This is a genomic window from Streptomyces sp. NPDC088116 (genome assembly GCF_044741745.1).
Taxonomy (GTDB): domain Bacteria; phylum Actinomycetota; class Actinomycetes; order Streptomycetales; family Streptomycetaceae; genus Streptomyces.
This window is the reverse complement of record NZ_JBIUTF010000004.1, coordinates 708,363-726,201: the sequence shown is the minus strand read 5'-3', so window position 1 is coordinate 726,201 and position 17,839 is coordinate 708,363. Positions and strand designations below refer to the sequence as shown.

General features: G+C 69.3%; 19 protein-coding genes. 15 read left to right on the top strand and 4 right to left on the bottom strand.

Translation table 11 applies throughout. The features are described from left to right. Window positions 1-84: 84 nt before the first annotated feature. Window positions 85-258, bottom strand: a complete 174-nt coding sequence (locus ACIOJD_RS20105) for a hypothetical protein (protein WP_401884300.1) — start codon at window positions 256-258, stop codon at window positions 85-87. 347 nt (window positions 259-605) lie between these two features. On the opposite strand from ACIOJD_RS20105, the gene ACIOJD_RS20100 reads away from it, so the two are divergent. The 4 genes from ACIOJD_RS20100 to ACIOJD_RS20085 all read left to right on the top strand — a co-directional run bounded on the left by ACIOJD_RS20100 (window position 606) and on the right by ACIOJD_RS20085 (window position 4,125). After that, window positions 606-1,259, top strand: coding sequence for a response regulator transcription factor (locus ACIOJD_RS20100; protein WP_401884299.1), 654 nt, complete (start codon window positions 606-608; stop codon window positions 1,257-1,259). A gap of 5 nt (window positions 1,260-1,264) precedes the next feature. Next, entirely contained in the window at window positions 1,265-2,497 is a 1,233-nt protein-coding gene (locus tag ACIOJD_RS20095) for a sensor histidine kinase (protein WP_401915254.1), read from the top strand. 404 nt (window positions 2,498-2,901) lie between these two features. After that, window positions 2,902-3,198 (top strand): DUF4193 domain-containing protein, encoded by a 297-nt coding sequence (locus tag ACIOJD_RS20090; RefSeq protein WP_030350183.1) that lies wholly within the window; start codon window positions 2,902-2,904, stop codon window positions 3,196-3,198. A 12-nt stretch (window positions 3,199-3,210) separates the two neighbouring features. Next, the gene (locus ACIOJD_RS20085) at window positions 3,211-4,125 is read left to right on the top strand and encodes a hypothetical protein (RefSeq protein WP_401915252.1); all 915 of its coding nucleotides are present in this window, start codon (window positions 3,211-3,213) and stop codon (window positions 4,123-4,125) included. A gap of 39 nt (window positions 4,126-4,164) precedes the next feature. On the opposite strand, the gene ACIOJD_RS20080 is transcribed toward ACIOJD_RS20085, so the two are convergent. Further along, window positions 4,165-4,623 carry a DUF3093 domain-containing protein gene (locus ACIOJD_RS20080; RefSeq protein WP_401915249.1) on the bottom strand — a complete coding sequence of 153 codons (459 nt, stop codon included), beginning with the start codon at window positions 4,621-4,623 and terminating at the stop codon, window positions 4,165-4,167. A 58-nt stretch (window positions 4,624-4,681) separates the two neighbouring features. Between ACIOJD_RS20080 and ACIOJD_RS20075 the strand changes: the two genes are divergently transcribed. The 11 genes from ACIOJD_RS20075 to ACIOJD_RS20025 all read left to right on the top strand — a co-directional run bounded on the left by ACIOJD_RS20075 (window position 4,682) and on the right by ACIOJD_RS20025 (window position 16,233). Next, the gene (locus tag ACIOJD_RS20075; protein ID WP_401915246.1) at window positions 4,682-5,182 is read left to right on the top strand and encodes a PaaI family thioesterase; all 501 of its coding nucleotides are present in this window, start codon (window positions 4,682-4,684) and stop codon (window positions 5,180-5,182) included. Next, window positions 5,179-5,703: a dUTP diphosphatase gene (gene dut, locus ACIOJD_RS20070; RefSeq protein ID WP_401915243.1), complete on the top strand. Its 525-nt coding sequence runs from the start codon at window positions 5,179-5,181 to the stop codon at window positions 5,701-5,703. The genes ACIOJD_RS20075 and dut overlap by 4 nt, the downstream gene beginning before the upstream one ends. Before the next feature lies 1 nt (window position 5,704). Further along, window positions 5,705-6,490 carry a DUF3710 domain-containing protein gene (locus ACIOJD_RS20065; protein ID WP_401915241.1) on the top strand — a complete coding sequence of 262 codons (786 nt, stop codon included), beginning with the start codon at window positions 5,705-5,707 and terminating at the stop codon, window positions 6,488-6,490. A 292-nt stretch (window positions 6,491-6,782) separates the two neighbouring features. Further along, window positions 6,783-6,872, top strand: coding sequence for a K(+)-transporting ATPase subunit F (gene kdpF / locus ACIOJD_RS20060; RefSeq protein WP_037727062.1), 90 nt, complete (start codon window positions 6,783-6,785; stop codon window positions 6,870-6,872). Between the two features lie 3 nt (window positions 6,873-6,875). Next, window positions 6,876-8,540, top strand: a complete 1,665-nt coding sequence (gene kdpA, locus ACIOJD_RS20055) for a potassium-transporting ATPase subunit KdpA (RefSeq protein WP_401915238.1) — start codon at window positions 6,876-6,878, stop codon at window positions 8,538-8,540. Between the two features lie 26 nt (window positions 8,541-8,566). Continuing rightward, window positions 8,567-10,681, top strand: coding sequence for a potassium-transporting ATPase subunit KdpB (gene kdpB / locus ACIOJD_RS20050; RefSeq protein ID WP_401915569.1), 2,115 nt, complete (start codon window positions 8,567-8,569; stop codon window positions 10,679-10,681). A 14-nt stretch (window positions 10,682-10,695) separates the two neighbouring features. After that, window positions 10,696-11,358: a potassium-transporting ATPase subunit C gene (locus tag ACIOJD_RS20045; protein WP_401915567.1), complete on the top strand. Its 663-nt coding sequence runs from the start codon at window positions 10,696-10,698 to the stop codon at window positions 11,356-11,358. A gap of 142 nt (window positions 11,359-11,500) precedes the next feature. Continuing rightward, window positions 11,501-14,044: a DUF4118 domain-containing protein gene (locus ACIOJD_RS20040; protein ID WP_401915236.1), complete on the top strand. Its 2,544-nt coding sequence runs from the start codon at window positions 11,501-11,503 to the stop codon at window positions 14,042-14,044. Window positions 14,045-14,070: 26 nt separating this feature from the next. Beyond that, entirely contained in the window at window positions 14,071-14,760 is a 690-nt protein-coding gene (locus ACIOJD_RS20035) for a response regulator (protein ID WP_401915234.1), read from the top strand. A 264-nt stretch (window positions 14,761-15,024) separates the two neighbouring features. Continuing rightward, window positions 15,025-15,411 (top strand): OB-fold nucleic acid binding domain-containing protein, encoded by a 387-nt coding sequence (locus ACIOJD_RS20030; RefSeq protein WP_401884288.1) that lies wholly within the window; start codon window positions 15,025-15,027, stop codon window positions 15,409-15,411. Window positions 15,412-15,414: 3 nt separating this feature from the next. Beyond that, window positions 15,415-16,233, top strand: coding sequence for a DUF3159 domain-containing protein (locus ACIOJD_RS20025; protein ID WP_401915231.1), 819 nt, complete (start codon window positions 15,415-15,417; stop codon window positions 16,231-16,233). A 156-nt stretch (window positions 16,234-16,389) separates the two neighbouring features. On the opposite strand, the gene ACIOJD_RS20020 is transcribed toward ACIOJD_RS20025, so the two are convergent. Both ACIOJD_RS20020 and ACIOJD_RS20015 read right to left on the bottom strand, forming a co-directional pair. Then, a complete protein-coding gene (locus tag ACIOJD_RS20020) occupies window positions 16,390-17,073 on the bottom strand; it encodes a potassium channel family protein (protein ID WP_401915230.1) in 684 nt (227 codons plus the stop codon). After that, a complete protein-coding gene (locus ACIOJD_RS20015; RefSeq protein ID WP_401915227.1) occupies window positions 17,073-17,741 on the bottom strand; it encodes a potassium channel family protein in 669 nt (222 codons plus the stop codon). The genes ACIOJD_RS20020 and ACIOJD_RS20015 overlap by 1 nt, the downstream gene beginning before the upstream one ends. Between the last annotated feature and the right edge of the window lie 98 nt (window positions 17,742-17,839).

Sequence of the window (17,839 nt, the reverse complement as noted above, 5' to 3'; positions counted from 1 at the left end):
TCTACGGCTCGGTATTGTCCTGCGACTCTTGGTGTCCCTGAGACTGTGTCTGTGTGACCTGTCGGTACGACTCAGGTGTGCTGGTCAGACGCTGGCGGCGCCGACCTCCACACCATGCTCGGCGGCGAGCCGCCGAAGGTCTTCCAGCTCTTCCTGTTCGACATCCGCGAGGAAGTCGTCGCCCGTCTCCCGGGCGCGGGTGAGATCAGTTTCCGTGGCCTGTATGCGCTGCAGAAGCCCGGCGGTGAACGCGTCCATTGCGCCCCCTCGTCGTGGGTCGGTGGCACGGGGGTGTGCCGACGTCCTGGTCGGTGGCACGGGGGTGTGCCGACGGCGGGAAGATCACGCGCCCACTGCCTCTGGATGACAGATAAGGGTGTGGCATGCCACAAAGGGCGCGATCTCGGGTGTGAAGTCGTCATCCCCAGGCTTGGTGCGGGAGAAACCTCAACGCTTCAATAAATCCGTTCCTCCCCGGACGTGCCTGGTCGCCCCGCATTGCCTTACCGCCGGTTTATGGCCGTAACCGGCAGGATGGGGCCGCACAGACAGTGCTACGACCTGCCCTGATCACGGGTGACGGGCTCAGAGGAAGGAACAGCGACGTGCGCGTACTCGTCGTCGAGGACGAGCAGCTGCTCGCCGATGCGGTGGCCACCGGACTGCGCCGGGAGGCCATGGCGGTCGACGTGGTGTACGACGGCGCGGCCGCGCTGGAGCGCATCGGAGTCAATGACTACGACGTGGTGGTGCTGGACCGTGACCTCCCTCTGGTCCACGGTGACGACGTCTGCCGCAAGATCGTCGAGCTGGGGATGCCCACCCGGGTCCTCATGCTCACGGCTTCGGGCGACGTCAGCGACCGGGTCGAGGGGCTGGAGCTGGGCGCGGACGATTATCTGCCCAAGCCCTTCGCCTTCACCGAGCTGACCGCCCGGGTCCGGGCGCTGGGACGTCGTACGACCGTGCCGCTGCCACCCGTCCTGGAGCGCTCCGGGATCAAGCTCGATCCCAACCGCCGTGAGGTCTTCCGCGACGGCAAGGAGATCCAGCTGGCGCCCAAGGAGTTCGCGGTGCTGGAGGTCCTGATGCGCAGCGAGGGCGCGGTCGTCTCGGCCGAGCAGCTGCTGGAGAAGGCGTGGGACGAGAACACCGACCCGTTCACCAATGTCGTCCGGGTGACGGTCATGACCCTGCGCCGCAAGCTCGGCGAACCGCCCGTGATCGTCACGGTGCCCGGCTCCGGCTACCGGATCTGATGCCCGTGGCAACCACCCCGGTGCCCCCCGCGGCACCCCCGAAGCCGACCTGGGACCCGAGGCGCCCGGACCAGGCACTGCCCTGGGTACGGCCGACCATCCGGATACGTCTCACGCTGCTGTACGGCGGGATGTTCCTGATCGCCGGCATCCTGTTGCTCTCGATCATCTATCTGCTGGCGGCCCAGGCCCTGCACGTGGGCAGCGAGCTGCCGTTCAAGATCGTGACCGGCAAGGTGAGCAGCGACGTCTGCAACTTCCCGGACCAGGCACCGCCGGAACAGTTCAACGCGGCGATGAACAGCTGCGTCAACCACCAGCGCAAGCAGGCACTCGACGATCTGCTCAGCCGCTCGATCTTCGCCCTGGTGGGCCTCAGCGTCATCGCGTTCGCCTTCGGCTACGCGATGGCGGGACGGGTCCTGTCGCCACTGGGCCGGATCACCAGGACCGCGCGCCGCGTGGTCGGCTCCGACCTGGCGCGCCGGATCGAGCTGGACGGCCCCGACGACGAGCTCAAGGAGCTGGCCGACACCTTCGACGAGATGCTGGAGCGGCTGGAGCGCGCGTTCACGGCGCAGCAGCGCTTCGTCGCGAACGCCTCCCACGAGCTGCGTACACCGCTCGCGATCAACCGGACCCTGCTGGAGGTCCACCTCTCCGACCCCGGGGCTCCCACGGAGCTCCAGCAGCTCGGCAAGACCCTGCTGGCCACCAACGAGCGCAGCGAGCAGCTGGTGGAGGGCCTGCTGCTGCTGGCCCGCAGCGACAACCAGATCGTGGAGCGAAAACCGGTCGATCTGGCCGAGGTCGCGACGCGTGCGGTGGATCAGGCACTCGCGGAGGCGGAGGAGAAGGGGGTGGAGATGCGCGGGGAGTGCGTCCCCGCCGTCGTCCAGGGCAATGGCGTGCTGCTGGAGCGGATCGCCCTGAATCTGGTGCAGAACGCAGTCCGCTACAACATCGCCGAAGGAGGCTGGGTGGAGGTCACCACCGAGACGCAGCAGGGCCAGGCGGTCCTGGTGGTGTCCAACACCGGCCCCGTCGTGCCCGCGTACGAGATCGACAACCTCTTCGAGCCGTTCCGGCGGCTGCGTACGGAGCGGACGGGGAGCGACAAGGGCGTGGGCCTGGGCCTGTCGATCGCCCGCTCCGTCGCCCGCGCGCACGGGGGCCGTATCTTCGCGGAACCGCGCGAGGGTGGTGGTCTCGTGATGCGTGTCACTCTCCCGGTCTGAGAGACTGCGCGCAGTGTTCGGGCGTCAGATTGCTTTGTTCGCTTTGCGCGGAATTTTCGAGACCGGTCTCCAGCGAGGCCTTGTGTGATCGATCACAGGGTCGAATTCCCGCCTATCTACTCTGCGTGATCAAGCCTCCGTGGGAAAGCCGGTAAAGTCCGGGTTTCCAGGGGTCGGGATCACGGGAAGTACACGGGGTGGCGCCCGTGAGGTACGACAAGGGGACCGTGTACGGTCCCCCTCGCCACCCGAAGCCGATCACTCCTCCGGAGTCCGGTTGGGTGTCGATTGAGTAACAGACCTTGATGTGAGGCAAAATCTCCGCCTCAGGTCGGGCACAAGTCCGGCCTCTCACGCGTTACGAGCGCTTGAGACACCACAGACACCCAGAGGGGGAGAGCGACATGGCAACGGATTACGACACCCCACGCAAGACCGATGACGACGTCGATCAGGACAGCCTTGAAGAGCTGAAGGCCCGTCGGAACGACAAATCGACGTCAGCGGTCGACGTAGACGAGTTCGAGCAGGCCGAGGGCCTCGAACTGCCCGGCGCGGATCTCTCCAACGAGGAGCTTTCCGTCCGGGTCCTGCCGAGGCAGGCCGACGAGTTCACCTGCATGAGCTGTTTCCTCGTGCACCACCGCAGCCAGCTGGCCAGGGAGAAGAACGGCCAGCCGATCTGCCGCGACTGCGACTGAGGTCCGTCGGTCGTGACAGGTGATACACCGTCCCGGAAACGGCGCTTCCGGCGCAAGGGCAAGGATTCGCCGGAGGCGCATCAGGGCGGCACAGGCCCGGCCGAGGGCGATCAGCCCGCTGTCGAGCAGTCCGCTCCGACGCCTGGCGTGCATGACGACGAGCGAGGCCCGACGGCCTCGCTCGAAGCGGCACGGACAGGCCACGACGGCCCCATGACCAGGGGTCGGCGCCTGGACAGTGTCAAACGGGGAGTACGCAAGGGAAGCGACAGCGCCAAGGCGGCGCTGGCCCATCTCGCCGACCGGATCATCGAGAACGCACCTCGGATCCCAGTACGCGACCTCGCCACCTTGCGCGGCCAGTTCCCGGGCCTCGGTCCCGAGGAACTGGCGGACAAGCTGGTCGCGGGCGCCGCGAACAGCAGCTCGACGGTCGGTGCGGGGGTGGGTGCGGCCGCGATGATGCCGGTACCGCCCGCGATGCCGGCCGAACTGGCGGCCGAGATCACCGCCGTGGCAGCGATCGAGCTGAAGCTGATCGCGGAGCTTCACGAGGTCTACGGACTGCGTCCGCCCGGCACGCTCAAGGAGCGCAGCACCGCCTACCTGACGTCCTGGACGGAGGAGCGCGGGGTCGACATCACCAGGCCGTCCACCCTCAACGGAGCGCTGAGCGGCCGGATGAAGCGCGAGCTGCGGCAGCAGATCATGAAGCGCACGGTCCGCAGCCTGCCGAACCTCGTCCCGTTCATGATCGGAGCGGCCGTCGGCGCGATGATGAACCGGCGGGACACCAAGAAGGTCGCCGAGCATGTCCGCAAGGATCTGCGGGCCCGGCAGGTCCCCTGGGACGCGCTGCCTCAACTGCCGCCGCTGGAGCGGCCCAAGGAGCTTCCGCCCGAGCTGCCCGGGGAATTGGGGCACTGACCGGCCGGACGGACCCCGGGCGGACGGCCTGGGCCGAAGCTAACCGGCCCGTACGGCGTCCAGCGCCGCCGCGAGCCTCTTCGGGGCCCGGGTCGACAGATAGACGTACGGCGTCGGGTCGTCCGGATCCGTGATCTCCACGCGCAGCGCCGTCGGGACGTAGCTGCGCAGCAGCATGAAGGCACGGGGGTCGGCCTTGTGCAGACGCCAGGCCCGTGCCTCCTCGGCGTCGAGCACCTCGGCCTCGCCGAGCGCCGAGACCGGGATCCGGGCATCGCCCGCGACCAGCGAGTCCGCGACCACCCGGATCCGTGCGGAACCGTAGGAACTGACCCCGGCCGCCGCCAGCGCGCCCGCGCCGATCACCCCGCCGAGCAGGGGCAACGGCCCCAGGGGCAGCAGCATCAGGCCGCCCGATACGGCGATGAGAGCGGCGATCCCCCACCAGGAACGGGGGGCGGTCAGGCGTTCGTCGTAACGCGCGACGGAAGGGTCCATGAAGCCAAGCTTGGCACGGTGCGGTTCGTGGGCGACCGCGCGGGTAAGGTCTGCGCCTGTGAGTAACGTGCCATCTCCGGGGACGCCCCCCGGATCCCCCGCGGGGCCGTGCCCCCTGACGCCGCCGGCCGATGCCGTACCGCCGGTGAGGCATCCCGGTGCCCCGGCGCCCGGTGAGCTGCTCGGGTCGCACTACGAACACTGTTTCGGTTGTGGCGAGGCGCGGCCGCACGGGCTGCGCCTGCGGCCGCGGGCCGGTGAGTGTGTGAGCGTCACCCTCGCCCACCAGGGATCTCCCGGCCCAGGGGTGCGGACCGTGCCGGTGGGCACGCTGCTGCATCCGGAGGCCGGGGCCACCGCCGTGCACGGGCGGAAGACCCATCGCACCGCCACCGGCAGGATCGGCGGTCCCGGCGGGGCCGCCGCCGTCCGTGCCGACGCCTTCATCGAGGTCACGGTCGATCACTTCGTCGACAACGGCCGCCCGGAGGAGATCCGGGCGGCGATGGCCGATTCCGATCAGATCGAGCGCGCCCGCGCCTTCGAGGTGAACCCATGAGCCGTACCCCTGCCGGTCCCGTCGACGTACTGATCCGCCGCGTCGATCCGGAGGTGCCGCTTCCGTCGTACGCGCACCCCGGCGACGCCGGAGCCGATCTGGTCACCACGCAGGCCGCCGAGCTGGCCCCCGGTGAGCGTGCCGTGCTGCCGACGGGGGTGTCCATCGCTCTGCCGGACGGCTACGCGGCCTTTGTGCACCCGCGTTCCGGGCTCGCCGCCCGGTGCGGTGTCGCCATGGTGAATGCCCCCGGGACGGTGGATGCCGGGTACCGTGGAGAGATCAAAGTGATCGTGGTCAATCTCGATCCGCGCGAGAGCGTGCGGTTCGAGAGGTTCGACCGGATTGCCCAGCTGGTCGTCCAGCAGGTCGAGAAGGTGCGCTTCCACGAGGTGGCGGAGCTTCCCGGCTCCGCGCGGGCCGAGGGGGGCTTCGGGTCCACCGGTGGCCATGCCGCCGTGGGCGGCGTTCAGGGTGGGAATCGATACGCTTCGGTCGTATCCGACCGGGAAGGACAGTGACGTGTTCGGACGTCGCAAGAAAAGTGGTTCCGCACAGGACGCGGCGGAGGCAGCGGGCGAGGCCGAGCAGGTTGTCGACGAGGCCGGTACCGACGCTGACGACGCAGGCGAGACGGGTGACGCACCCCGTCGTATGAACCTCCCGCCGGCGCCCCGGCCCGACGGTCCCTGGGACATCTCCGAGGTCTCCAAGCCCGACGAGGGCCGGGTGGACCTGGGGGGCGTCTTCGTCCCCGCCGTCGAAGGCATGGAGCTGCGGGTCGAGGTCGCCGGTGACGCGATCGTCGCCGCCACGGTCGTCGTGCGCGACAGCGCCGTACAGCTCCAGGCCTTCGCCGCACCGAAGAAGGAAGGCATCTGGGGCGAGGTCCGCGAGGAGATCGCCTCCGGTATCACCCAGCAGGGCGGCATCATCGACGAGGTCGAGGGGCCGCTGGGCTGGGAGCTGCGCGCCCAGGTCCCCGTACAGCTGCCGGACGGCACCGGCGGTGTGCAGTTGGTGCGCTTCATCGGGATCGACGGACCGCGCTGGTTCCTGCGTGGTGTGATCTCCGGACAGGGCGCGGTGCAGCCGGAGGCCGCCGGGCTGCTGGAGCAGATCTTCCGGGACACCGTCGTCGTGCGTGGCGAGGGCCCGATGGCGCCCCGCGACCCGATCGTCCTCAAGCTGCCGGACGACGCGCAGATGGTGGCCGAGGGCGTCCAGCAGGACGAGCAGGAGGGCTCCCGCTTCTCCGGTGGCATGGGACAGCTCCAGCGCGGTCCCGAGATCACCGAGGTGCGCTGACCTCCTCGGAGCAGGAACGGACAGGCCGGTGGGCCGTACCCCTTCGTGGGGTGCGGCCCACCGGCGTTTTCACTGGTCACGGGCGCCGCCGTAGGAAATGCGTCAAGCCGGTGCCCCTGTGAGTATGAGATCCGTCAACGGATGTCGAATCCGCCGGATCGGCGGGTTTCCTCTGGGAGTCAGGTTTTTCCGTACTCATCCAGGAGCAACCGATGGCCGATCTGGCCTTCGTCGTCGCCACGATCGCGGTCTTCGCGCTGGTGGCTCTCGTCGCCAAGGCGGTGACGAAGCTGTGACCGCCGAGAACATCGTCGGCCTGGTCGTGGCCGTCGCCCTGCTGGGCTATCTCGTCCTCGCCCTCCTCTTCCCGGAGAGGTTCTGAGCGATGGGTCCCCTCCTCGCCGGCGTGCTCCAGCTGCTGGCGCTCCTCGTGGCGCTCGCACTGGCGTACCGCCCGCTCGGTGACCACATGGCCCGGGTCTACTCCTCCGACAGGCATCTGCGCGTCGAGAAGTGGCTCTACAAGGCCATCGGCGCCAATCCCGCCACCGAGATGCGCTGGCCCGCCTATCTGCGCGGTGTCCTCGCGTTCTCCGCGGTGAGTGTCCTGTTCCTGTATCTGCTGCAACGGTTCCAGGGCGGCCTGCCGGGGTCGCTCGGCTTCTCCTCGATCAGCCCGGCCCTGGCGTTCAACACCGCCGCGTCCTTCGTCTCCAACACCAACTGGCAGGCGTACTACGGCGAACAGACCATGGGCCATGTCGTACAGACCGGCGGGCTCGCCGTCCAGAACTTCCTCTCCGCCGCCGTCGGCATGGCCGTCGCGGTGGCGCTGGTGCGGGGCTTCGCCCGGTCCCGTACCGGTGAGCTGGGCAACTTCTGGTCGGACCTGGTGCGTGGCACCGTCCGGATCCTGCTGCCGATCTCGGTCATCGGCGCGATCGTCCTGGTGGCGTGCGGCGCGATCCAGAACTTCGCCGGGATCCACGAAGTGGGCCAGTTCATGGGCGGCTCGCAGCAGTGGAACGGCGGCGCCGTCGCCTCCCAGGAGGCCATCAAGGAGCTGGGCACCAACGGCGGCGGCTACTTCAACGCCAACTCCTCCCACCCCTTCGAGAACCCCAACGGGATCTCGAACCTCTTCGAGATCTTCCTGCTCCTGCTCATCCCGTTCGCGATGACCCGCACCTTCGGCAGGATGGTGGGCAGCGTCAAGCAGGGGTACGCGATCCTCGCCGCGATGGTGACGATCTGGATCGGCTTCACCGCGCTGATGATGTGGACCGAGTTCCACCACGGCGGCCCGGCGTTCGACATCGCGGGCGGTGCCCTGGAGGGCAAGGAGACCCGCTTCGGGGTCGCCGGCTCGTCGCTCTTCGGGGTGGCCACGACGCTCACCTCGACCGGTGCGGTGAACTCCGCGATGTCCTCGTTCACCGGCTTCGGCGGGGGTATCGCCCTGCTGGGCATGCAGCTCGGTGAGATCGCGCCCGGCGGTGTCGGCTCCGGGCTCTACGGCGCGCTGATCATGGCGGTCATCGCGGTGTTCCTCGCCGGACTGATGGTCGGCCGGACACCCGAGTACCTGGGCAGGAAGATCGGCGGCCGCGAGATCAAGTTCGCCGCCTGCTACATCCTGATCACCCCGGCGCTGGTGCTCTGCTTCACCGCCGTGGCCATGGCGCTGCCCACCCCGGGCCACTCCATGACCAACTCGGGTCCGCACGGCTTCTCCGAGATCCTGTACGCGTACACCTCGGCCGCCAACAACAACGGTTCGGCGTTCGCCGGGCTCGACGCGAACACCCAGTGGTTCAACTCCACCCTCGGTGTGGTGATGCTGCTGGGCCGCTTCCTGCCCATGGTGTTCGTCCTCGCCCTGGCCGGCTCGCTCGCCGAGCAGCGGCCCGTGCCCGGAACCGCGGGCACGCTGCGTACGGACAAACCGCTCTTCACCGGGCTGCTCGTCGGCACCATCATGATCGTCGCCGGCCTGACCTACTTCCCGGCACTCGCGCTGGGACCGCTGGCCGAGGGGCTGGCGTCATGAACGCTCGTACGAAGCGGGAGAACGCGATGTCCCCACTGACCGCGGCCCGCGCGCCGCACCAGGACGTACCCACCGGCCACGGTCCCGGCGACGGCCGGGTAGGCGGGGGGCTGTTCGACCCCAAGCAACTGCTCAGGTCCTTCCCGGAGGCGATACGCAAGCTCGACCCGCGGGTGATGGTGAAATCCCCCGTGATGTTCGTGGTCCTGATCGGATCCGTACTGTCCACGGTCTTCGCCCTGGCGGACCCGGGTGACTGGTTCGGCTGGGCCGTCGCCGGGTGGCTCTGGCTGACCACCGTCTTCGCCAATCTGGCGGAGGCGGTCGCGGAAGGGCGTGGCAAGGCGCAGGCGGACTCCCTGCGCAGGGCCAAGACCGACACGGTCGCCCGCAGGCTGGGCGCCGGCGGCGCCGAGGAGCGGGTGCCGGGTACGGAACTGCGCATCGGCGATCTGGTCGTGTGCGAGGCCGGCGACATCATCCCCGGCGACGGCGATGTGACCGAAGGCGTCGCCTCCGTCGACGAATCGGCCATCACGGGGGAGTCGGCCCCGGTCATCCGGGAGTCGGGCGGCGACCGTTCGGCCGTCACCGGCGGTACGAAGGTCCTCTCCGACCGCATCGTCATCAAGATCACCACCAAGCCCGGCGAGACCTTCATCGACCGGATGATCGGACTGGTCGAGGGCGCGGCCCGGCAGAAGACCCCCAACGAGATCGCGCTGAACATCCTCCTCGCGTCCCTCACCATCGTCTTCCTGCTGGCAGTCGTCACCCTCCAGCCGTTCGCCGTGTACGCGGGACAGCGGCAGTCGGTGATCGTGCTGATCGCGCTGCTGGTCTGTCTGATCCCGACGACGATCGGCGCGCTGCTGTCCGCGATCGGCATCGCCGGCATGGACCGGCTGGTGCAGCGCAATGTGCTCGCCATGTCGGGGCGCGCGGTCGAGGCCGCGGGCGATGTGTCGACCCTGCTGCTCGACAAGACCGGCACGATCACTCTCGGGGACCGTCAGGCCGCCGAGTTCGTCCCGGTCAGGGGGGTGACGGAGGCCGAACTGGCCGATGCGGCCCAGCTCTCCTCGCTGGCCGACGAGACACCCGAGGGACGCTCCATCGTCGTCCTGGCCAAGGAGAAGTACCGGCTGCGCGAGCGCAGGCAGGGCGAGCTGACCGGGGCCGAGTGGGTCGCCTTCACCGCGCAGACCCGGATGTCGGGCGTCGACCTCGTGGACGGCGGGACGCGGCATCAGGTCCGTAAGGGAGCGGCCGGTTCGGTCGTCGCCTGGGTCGAGGAGCGCGGCGGACGGGTGGCCGAGGACGCCTCCGCGCTCACCGAGGCGATCTCGGAGGCCGGTGGTACGCCGCTGCTGGTCGCCCTGGACGACGCCCGCGGCGCGCGAGTCCTCGGTGTCATCCACCTCAAGGACGTGGTCAAGGCGGGGATGCGGGAGCGGTTCGACGAACTGCGCCGGATGGGCATCAGGACCGTCATGATCACCGGCGACAATCCGCTGACCGCGCGGGCCATCGCTCAGGAGGCCGGGGTCGACGACTTCCTCGCCGAGGCGACCCCCGAGGACAAGATGGCGCTGATCAGGCGGGAGCAGGCCGGAGGCAAGCTCGTCGCGATGACGGGCGACGGGACGAACGACGCTCCGGCGCTCGCGCAGGCGGATGTCGGCGTGGCCATGAACACCGGTACCTCGGCCGCCAAGGAGGCCGGGAACATGGTGGACCTGGACTCCAACCCCACCAAGCTGATCGAGATCGTGGAGATCGGCAAACAGCTCCTGATCACGCGGGGCGCCCTGACGACCTTCTCGATCGCCAACGACGTCGCGAAGTACTTCGCGATCATCCCCGCCATGTTCGCCGTGGTGTATCCGGGCCTGGACACGCTCAACATCATGCGGCTGTCCTCGCCCGAGTCCGCGATCCTCTCCGCGGTCATCTTCAACGCGCTGATCATCATCGCCCTCGTGCCGCTCGCCCTGAAAGGCGTGCGGTACCGGCCGACGAGCGCGGACAGGCTGCTCCGCAGAAACCTGGGGATCTACGGCCTCGGCGGACTGATCGCCCCCTTCATCGGCATCAAGATCATCGATCTGCTCCTCTCCCTCATTCCCGGCATCGGGTGAACGGCATGACCTCTATGAACAACTCGGCGGGCAATGCCCTGCGGCTGCTCGGGGCGGGGCTGCGCGCCCTCCTCGTCCTCACCGTCCTGTGCGGTGTGCTCTATCCGCTGGCCGTCACCGGCCTCGCGCAGGGACTCTTCCCCCATCAGGCGAACGGCTCCGAGGTCGAGGAGAGCGGCAAGGTCGTCGGCTCCTCGCTCATCGGACAGCGCTACGACCTGCCGCTGAAGAAGGGCCAGGAGACCCCCGCGCCCGACCTCAAGTGGTTCCAGCCGCGCCCCTCCAACGGCCTCGGCACCAACAGCCTCAACACCCGGTACCGGCTGATCCTCTCCGGCGCGACCAACCTGTCGGGTGACAACAAGGACCTGATCAAGTCGGTCGAGGACGCCAAGGCGGCCGTCGTCAAGGACAACTCCACGCCCGGATACCGGGTGCGGGCCGCCGCCGTGCCCCCGGACGCCGTCACCTCCTCGGGCTCGGGGCTCGACCCGGACATCTCGCCCGCGTACGCCCAGCTCCAGGTCCACCGGGTGGCGGAGCGCAACCACATCTCCGTCGGGCGGGTGGAGCGGCTGGTCAGGGACCACACCCAGCAGCGCGTCCTCGGATTCGTGGGGGAGCCCCGGGTGAACGTCCTCGCGCTCAACACCGCGCTCCGGGAGCTGGTCGGCTGACCTGCCTGGTCAGCCGACCGTCAGAATCGTGTCAAGACCGGCTCGAGAGTCCGGTGCCGCCCTGTTCGCCGTCATCCCTGGCTGTAACTTCGAGACAGTCGGCGCGCCGGACGCGGTGGCTCTTCTGGAAGACAATGGGGCCATGGGACGCGGCAAGCTTCGGATCTATCTGGGCGCGGCACCGGGCGTCGGCAAGACGTACGCGATGCTCTCCGAGGCACATCGCCGGGTGGAGCGCGGCACCGACTGTGTCGTCGGCTTCGTCGAACACCACGACCGGCCGCGTACGGAGGTCATGCTGCACGGCCTGGAGGAAGTGCGCCGCCGTGAGCTGGAGTACCGGGGGAGCGTCTTCACGGAGATGGACGTCGACGCGGTGCTGGAACGACGGCCCGCCGTCGCCCTGGTCGACGAGCTGGCGCACACCAATGTGCCGGGATCGCGCAACGCCAAGCGCTGGCAGGACGTCGAAGAGCTGCTCCAGGCCGGGATCGAGGTCGTCTCCACCGTCAACATCCAGCACCTGGAATCACTCGGTGACGTGGTCGAGTCGATAACAGGTGTACGGCAGCGGGAGACCGTACCCGACGAGGTGGTCCGGCGGGCCGACCAGATCGAACTGGTCGACATGTCGCCCCAGGCGCTGCGCCGCAGAATGGCGCACGGCAATGTCTACAAGCCCGACAAGGTCGACGCGGCGCTCTCGCACTACTTTCGCCCCGGCAACCTCACCGCGCTGCGCGAGCTGGCGTTGCTCTGGGTCGCCGACCGGGTGGACGAATACCTCCAGCAGTACCGCGGCGAGCACAACATCCGCTCCACCTGGCAGGCCCGCGAACGCATCGTCGTCGGCCTCACCGGCGGCCCCGAGGGACGTACGCTCATCCGCCGCGCGGCCCGGATGGCCGCCAAGGGCTCCGGCAGCGAGATCCTCGCCGTCTACATCGCCCGCAGCGACGGTCTCACCGCCGCCTCGCCCAAGGAACTCGCGGTCCAGCGCACGCTGGTCGAGGACCTCGGCGGCACCTTCCACCATGTGATCGGGGACGACATCCCCTCCGCGCTGCTCGAATTCGCACGTGGCGTGAACGCCACCCAGATCGTGCTGGGCTCCAGCCGGCGCAAGGCCTGGCAGTACATCTTCGGACCCGGAGTGGGGGCCACCGTCGCCCGGGAGTCCGGGCCCGACCTCGACGTGCACATCGTCACGCACGAGGAGGCCGCCAAGGGGCGCGGACTGCCGGTGGCGCGCGGCGCACGCCTGGGGCGCTCCCGGATCATCTGGGGCTGGCTGGCCGGAGTCGTCGCCCCCGTCCTGCTCTCGCTGCTGCTGACCGACATGGGCAACACGCTCGGGCTCGCCAACGACGTCCTGCTCTTCCTCTTCCTGACCGTGCTGGCCGCCCTGCTCGGCGGGCTGCGGCCCGCGCTCGCCTCCGCCGCCGTGGGATCGCTGCTGCTCAACTTCTACTTCACCCCGCCCACCCACACCCTGAGCGTGCACGACCCCAAGAACCTGGTCGCCATCGTGATCTTCTTCGCGGTGGCCGTGGCGGTGGCCTCCGTGGTGGACCTGGCGGCCCGCAGGACCCATCAGGCCTCCCGGCTGCGCGCCGAGTCCGAGATCCTCTCCTTTCTGGCGGGCAGCGTGCTGCGCGGCGAGACCACGCTGGACGCGCTGCTGGAGCGGGTGCGCGAGACGTTCTCCATGGAGTCCGTGGCGCTACTCGAACGTACGAGCGATGTCGACCCCTGGACCCGTGCGGGCAGCGTCGGACCCCAGCCCGTCGACCGCCCCGAATCCGCCGACGTGGACATGCCGGTCGGCGACCACATGGCGCTGGCGCTCTCCGGCCGGGTCCTGCCCGCCGAGGACCGCCGGGTCCTCGCGGCCTTCGCCGCGCAGGCCGCCGTCGTACTGGACCGGCAGCGGCTGGTGGGCGAGGCCGAGCAGGCCCGTGCGCTCGCCGAGGGAAACCGCATCCGTACGGCACTGCTCGCGGCCGTCAGCCACGATCTGCGGACCCCGCTGGCCGGCATCAAGGCGTCGGTCACCTCCCTGCGCTCCGACGACGTCGAATGGTCCGAGGAGGACCAGGCCGAGCTGCTGGCGGGCATCGAGCACGGCGCCGACCGCCTCGACCATCTGGTGGGCAACCTCCTCGACATGTCCCGGCTCCAGACCGGCACCGTCACCCCGCTGATCCGCGAGATCGACCTCGACGAGGTGGTCCCGTGGGCCCTGGGCGGCGTACCGGAGAACAGCGTCGATCTGGACATCCCCGAATCGCTGCCCATGGTGGCCGTCGACCCGGGCCTGCTGGAGCGCGCGGTCGCCAACATCGTCGAGAACGGCGTCAAGTACAGCCCCGAGGGCCGACGCGTCACCGTCGCCGCCAGCGCGCTCGGCGAGCGGGTCGAGGTACGGGTCGTGGACCGCGGGCCCGGCGTCCCCGACGACGCCAAGGACCGGATATTCGAACCCTTCCAGCGTCACGGCGACGCCCCGCGCGGAGCGGGCGTCGGCCTCGGCCTCGCCGTCGCCCGCGGCTTCGTGGACGCGATGGGCGGCACCCTCGCCGCCGAGGACACCCCCGGTGGCGGCCTGACCATGGTCCTCACCCTCGCCGCGGCGTCCGGACGTGCGCCGGAACGCCCCGAATCACCCGCCCGGATCAATTCATGACCGGGACAGCAGAAAGGCAGACTTCTATGACCCGGGTGCTCGTGGTCGATGACGAGCCGCAGATCGTGCGCGCCCTTGTGATCAACCTGAAGGCACGCAAGTACGAGGTGGACGCGGCCTCCGACGGCGCGGGCGCGCTCGAACTCGCCGCCGCCCGTCACCCCGACGTGGTCGTGCTCGACCTCGGGCTGCCGGACATGGACGGCGTCGAGGTGATCAAGGGGCTGCGCGGCTGGACCCGTGTGCCGATCCTGGTGCTCTCCGCGCGCCACACCTCCGACGAGAAGGTCGAGGCGCTGGACGCGGGCGCCGACGACTACGTCACCAAGCCCTTCGGCATGGACGAGCTGCTGGCCCGGCTGCGCGCCGCCGTCCGGCGGGCCGAGCCGCTCGGCGGGGACGGCGACGAGACGATCGCGGTCGTCGAGACCGAGGGCTTCACCGTCGACCTGGCCGCCAAGAAGGTCCACCGGGAGGGCAGGGACGTACGGCTCACCCCGACCGAATGGCATCTGCTGGAGGTGCTCGTACGCAACACGGGCCGGCTCGTCAGCCAGAAACAGCTCCTCCAGGAGGTCTGGGGGCCCTCGTACGGCACCGAGACCAACTACCTGAGGGTGTACATGGCCCAGCTGCGGCGGAAGCTGGAGGCGGATCCCTCGCACCCCAGGCACTTCGTCACCGAGCCGGGCATGGGCTACCGCTTCGAACGCTAGACGCGTAGGGTCTTTCGTTTGGATCTGGCCGGATCAGGGAGCGGGGTCTGGTGCCGTGGATCGCAAGGCGGAGGAGTGAGGCGACGCGGAGCGTCGTGGAGTGACGACAACGCGGCGAGGCGCGGTGCCGGGGCACGCGAGCCCGGAAAGATCCAGACGAGAGGGCCCTAGGTCCGAAGTCCCTCTGCCCGGGAACGCCTGGCACGCACGCTCATGTGATCTCGTGTTGATTCGCGTGTCGGCGCTCCCCGGTAGGCTCTAGGCATGAGTGCTGAGAAGCCGACCGGCCGCTTTCGCCGGATGCTCGACCGGCTCTCCAGCTCCCAGGAGGATCTGGAGTCCGAGGAGTTGCGGGAGGACGCGCAGGCATCAGGGTGCACGCGTATCTCCGACTGTGACGACCGCCAGATCGTCCGGGTCACTGGTACGTTGCGGACCGTCACCCTGCGTCCGCGTGCCGGTGTGCCCGCGCTGGAGGCGGAGCTGTTCGACGGCACCGCGCCGCTGGACGTGGTGTGGCTGGGCCGGCGCTCGATCATGGGCATAGAGCCGGGCCGTAAGCTGATCGCCTCCGGCCGGATCTCCCTGAGTCACGGCCGGCGGGTTCTGTTCAATCCCAAATACGAACTCCGACCGCTCGGACAGGAGTAGCCGGTGACGTCATTCGACAAGCCCGCCGCCTCGCCCACTTCCCCCACCTCGCCCGTCTCCCCGGACAGCCCGTCCCCCGACGGCTCGTCCGGCCTGGACGGTGATACGAAGACCGTCACCGAGGCGGCGCTTTTCGAGGCCTTCGGCGGCCTGCGCGGCATGGTGGAGACCGTCCTTCCCGGACTGCTCTTCGTCACGATCTTCACCGTCAACAAGGACCTGCACACGTCGGCGATCGCGGCCCTCGCCGTCTCGCTGCTGCTCGTCGTGGTCCGGCTGGTCCGCCGGGACACCGTCAAGCACGCGTTCAGCGGAGTCTTCGGTGTGGCCTTCGGTGTCGTCTTCGCGATGATGACCGGCAACGCCAAGGACTTCTACCTGCCGGGCATGCTCTACACGCTGGGGCTGGCGCTCGCGTACATCATCACCACCCTCGCGGGCGTGCCGCTGATCGGGCTGATCCTCGGCCCGATCTTCAAGGAGAACCTCTCCTGGCGGACCCGTAACCCCGGGCGCAAGAAGGCGTACGCGAAGGCCAGTTGGGCCTGGGGGCTGATCCTGCTCGCCAAGTGCGCGATTCTCTTCCCGCTCTACTGGTGGGGGGACACCACACAGTTCGGCTGGGTGCTGATCGCGCTCAAGATCCCGCCGTTCCTGCTGGCCGTCTATCTGACCTGGGTCTTCCTCGCGAAGGCACCGGCGCCGATCGACGTGTTCGCCGAGATGGAGGCGGAGGAGCAGGCCGAGAAGGAGCGCAAGGCGGCCCGTGCGGCCGCCGCCGCGGAGACCGGAGAGCGCCCGGCGCCCCGCCACCGCAAGTAGGTACGCGCCCGTACGTGGGTACGCCGGTGCGCTGACCGTGCCGGCCGAGAGCCCGTCCGGCCGAGGATTCGTCCTCGGCCGGACGGGCTTCGCGCTGTGTACGGGCTTCGTGCTGTGCTCCGCCGGTACGTACCCCGTCGCCGGACGGGCCGGCGATCAGCCCGCCGCGTCCTCTTCCGCGCGGCGCACCGACAGCAGCTCCTCCAGCTGCTCCTCGCGGGCCTGGGCCGCGACGAACAGCAGCTCGTCGCCCGCCTCCAGCGTCTCCTCCGGACTCGGTGTGAGCACGCGCGTCCCGCGGATGATCGTGACCAGGGAGGTGTCCTCGGGCCAGGTCACATCGCCGACCTGAGTGCCGGTCACGGCGGACTCCGGGGGCAGCGTCAGCTCGACCAGGTTGGCGTCGCCGTGGCTGAAGCGCAGCAGCCGTACGAGATCGCCGACGCTCACCGCCTCCTCGACCAGCGCAGACATCAGGCGCGGCGTGGAGACCGCGACATCGACGCCCCAGGACTCGTTGAACAGCCACTCGTTCTTCGGGTTGTTGACCCGGGCCACCACGCGCGGCACGCCGTACTCGGTCTTCGCGAGCAGTGAGACGACCAGATTGACCTTGTCGTCGCCGGTCGCGGCGATCACGACGTTGCAGCGCTGGAGCGCGGCCTCGTCCAGTGAGGTGATCTCACAGGCATCGGCCAGCAGCCACTCGGCCAGCGGGACCCGCTCGACCGAGATGGCGGTCGGCGCCTTGTCGATCAGCAGGACCTCGTGTCCGTTCTCCAGCAGCTCGCCCGCGATGGAACGGCCCACCGCACCTGCCCCGGCAATAGCGACGCGCATCAGTTCCCGCCTCCGTCCGGGCCCTCGGCGAATGCCGCCTCGACCTTCTCGATGTCGTCGGTACGCATCATCACGTGGACGAGATCGCCCTCCTGCAGCACCGTCTGGGACGTCGGCAGCATCGCTTCGCCGAGCCGGGTGAGGAACGCGACACGTACGCCGGTCTCCTCCTGCAACGTACTGATCTTGTGGCCGATCCAGCTCGCGGACGTGTGCACCTCGGCGAGCTGCACACCGCCACTCGGGTCGCGCCACAGAGGCTCGGCGCCGGACGGCAGAAGCCGGCGCAGCATCTGGTCGGCGGTCCAGCGGACCGTGGCCACGGTGGGGATGCCCAGGCGCTGGTAGACCTCGGCACGGCGCGGGTCGTAGATGCGTGCGGCGACGTTCTCGATGCCGAACATCTCGCGGGCCACCCGGGCGGCGATGATGTTGGAGTTGTCGCCGCTGCTCACCGCGGCGAAGGCGCCCGCGTCCTCGATCCCCGCCTCACGCAGGGTGTCCTGGTCGAACCCGACCCCGCTGACGCGGCGGCCACCGAAGCCGGATCCGAGCCGGCGGAACGCGGTGGGGTCCTGGTCGATGACGGCGACGGTATGGCCCTGTTGCTCCAGGTTCTGCGCGAGCGCGGCACCCACCCGGCCGCAGCCCATGATGACGATGTGCACGCGCCTTACCCCGCAGTCCTGGTCATCTCGATGACCTGCGAAAACACCCTGTTCACTCTTCCTTTTCGACATGCCGGGTACCCAGCGGGACACCGTGT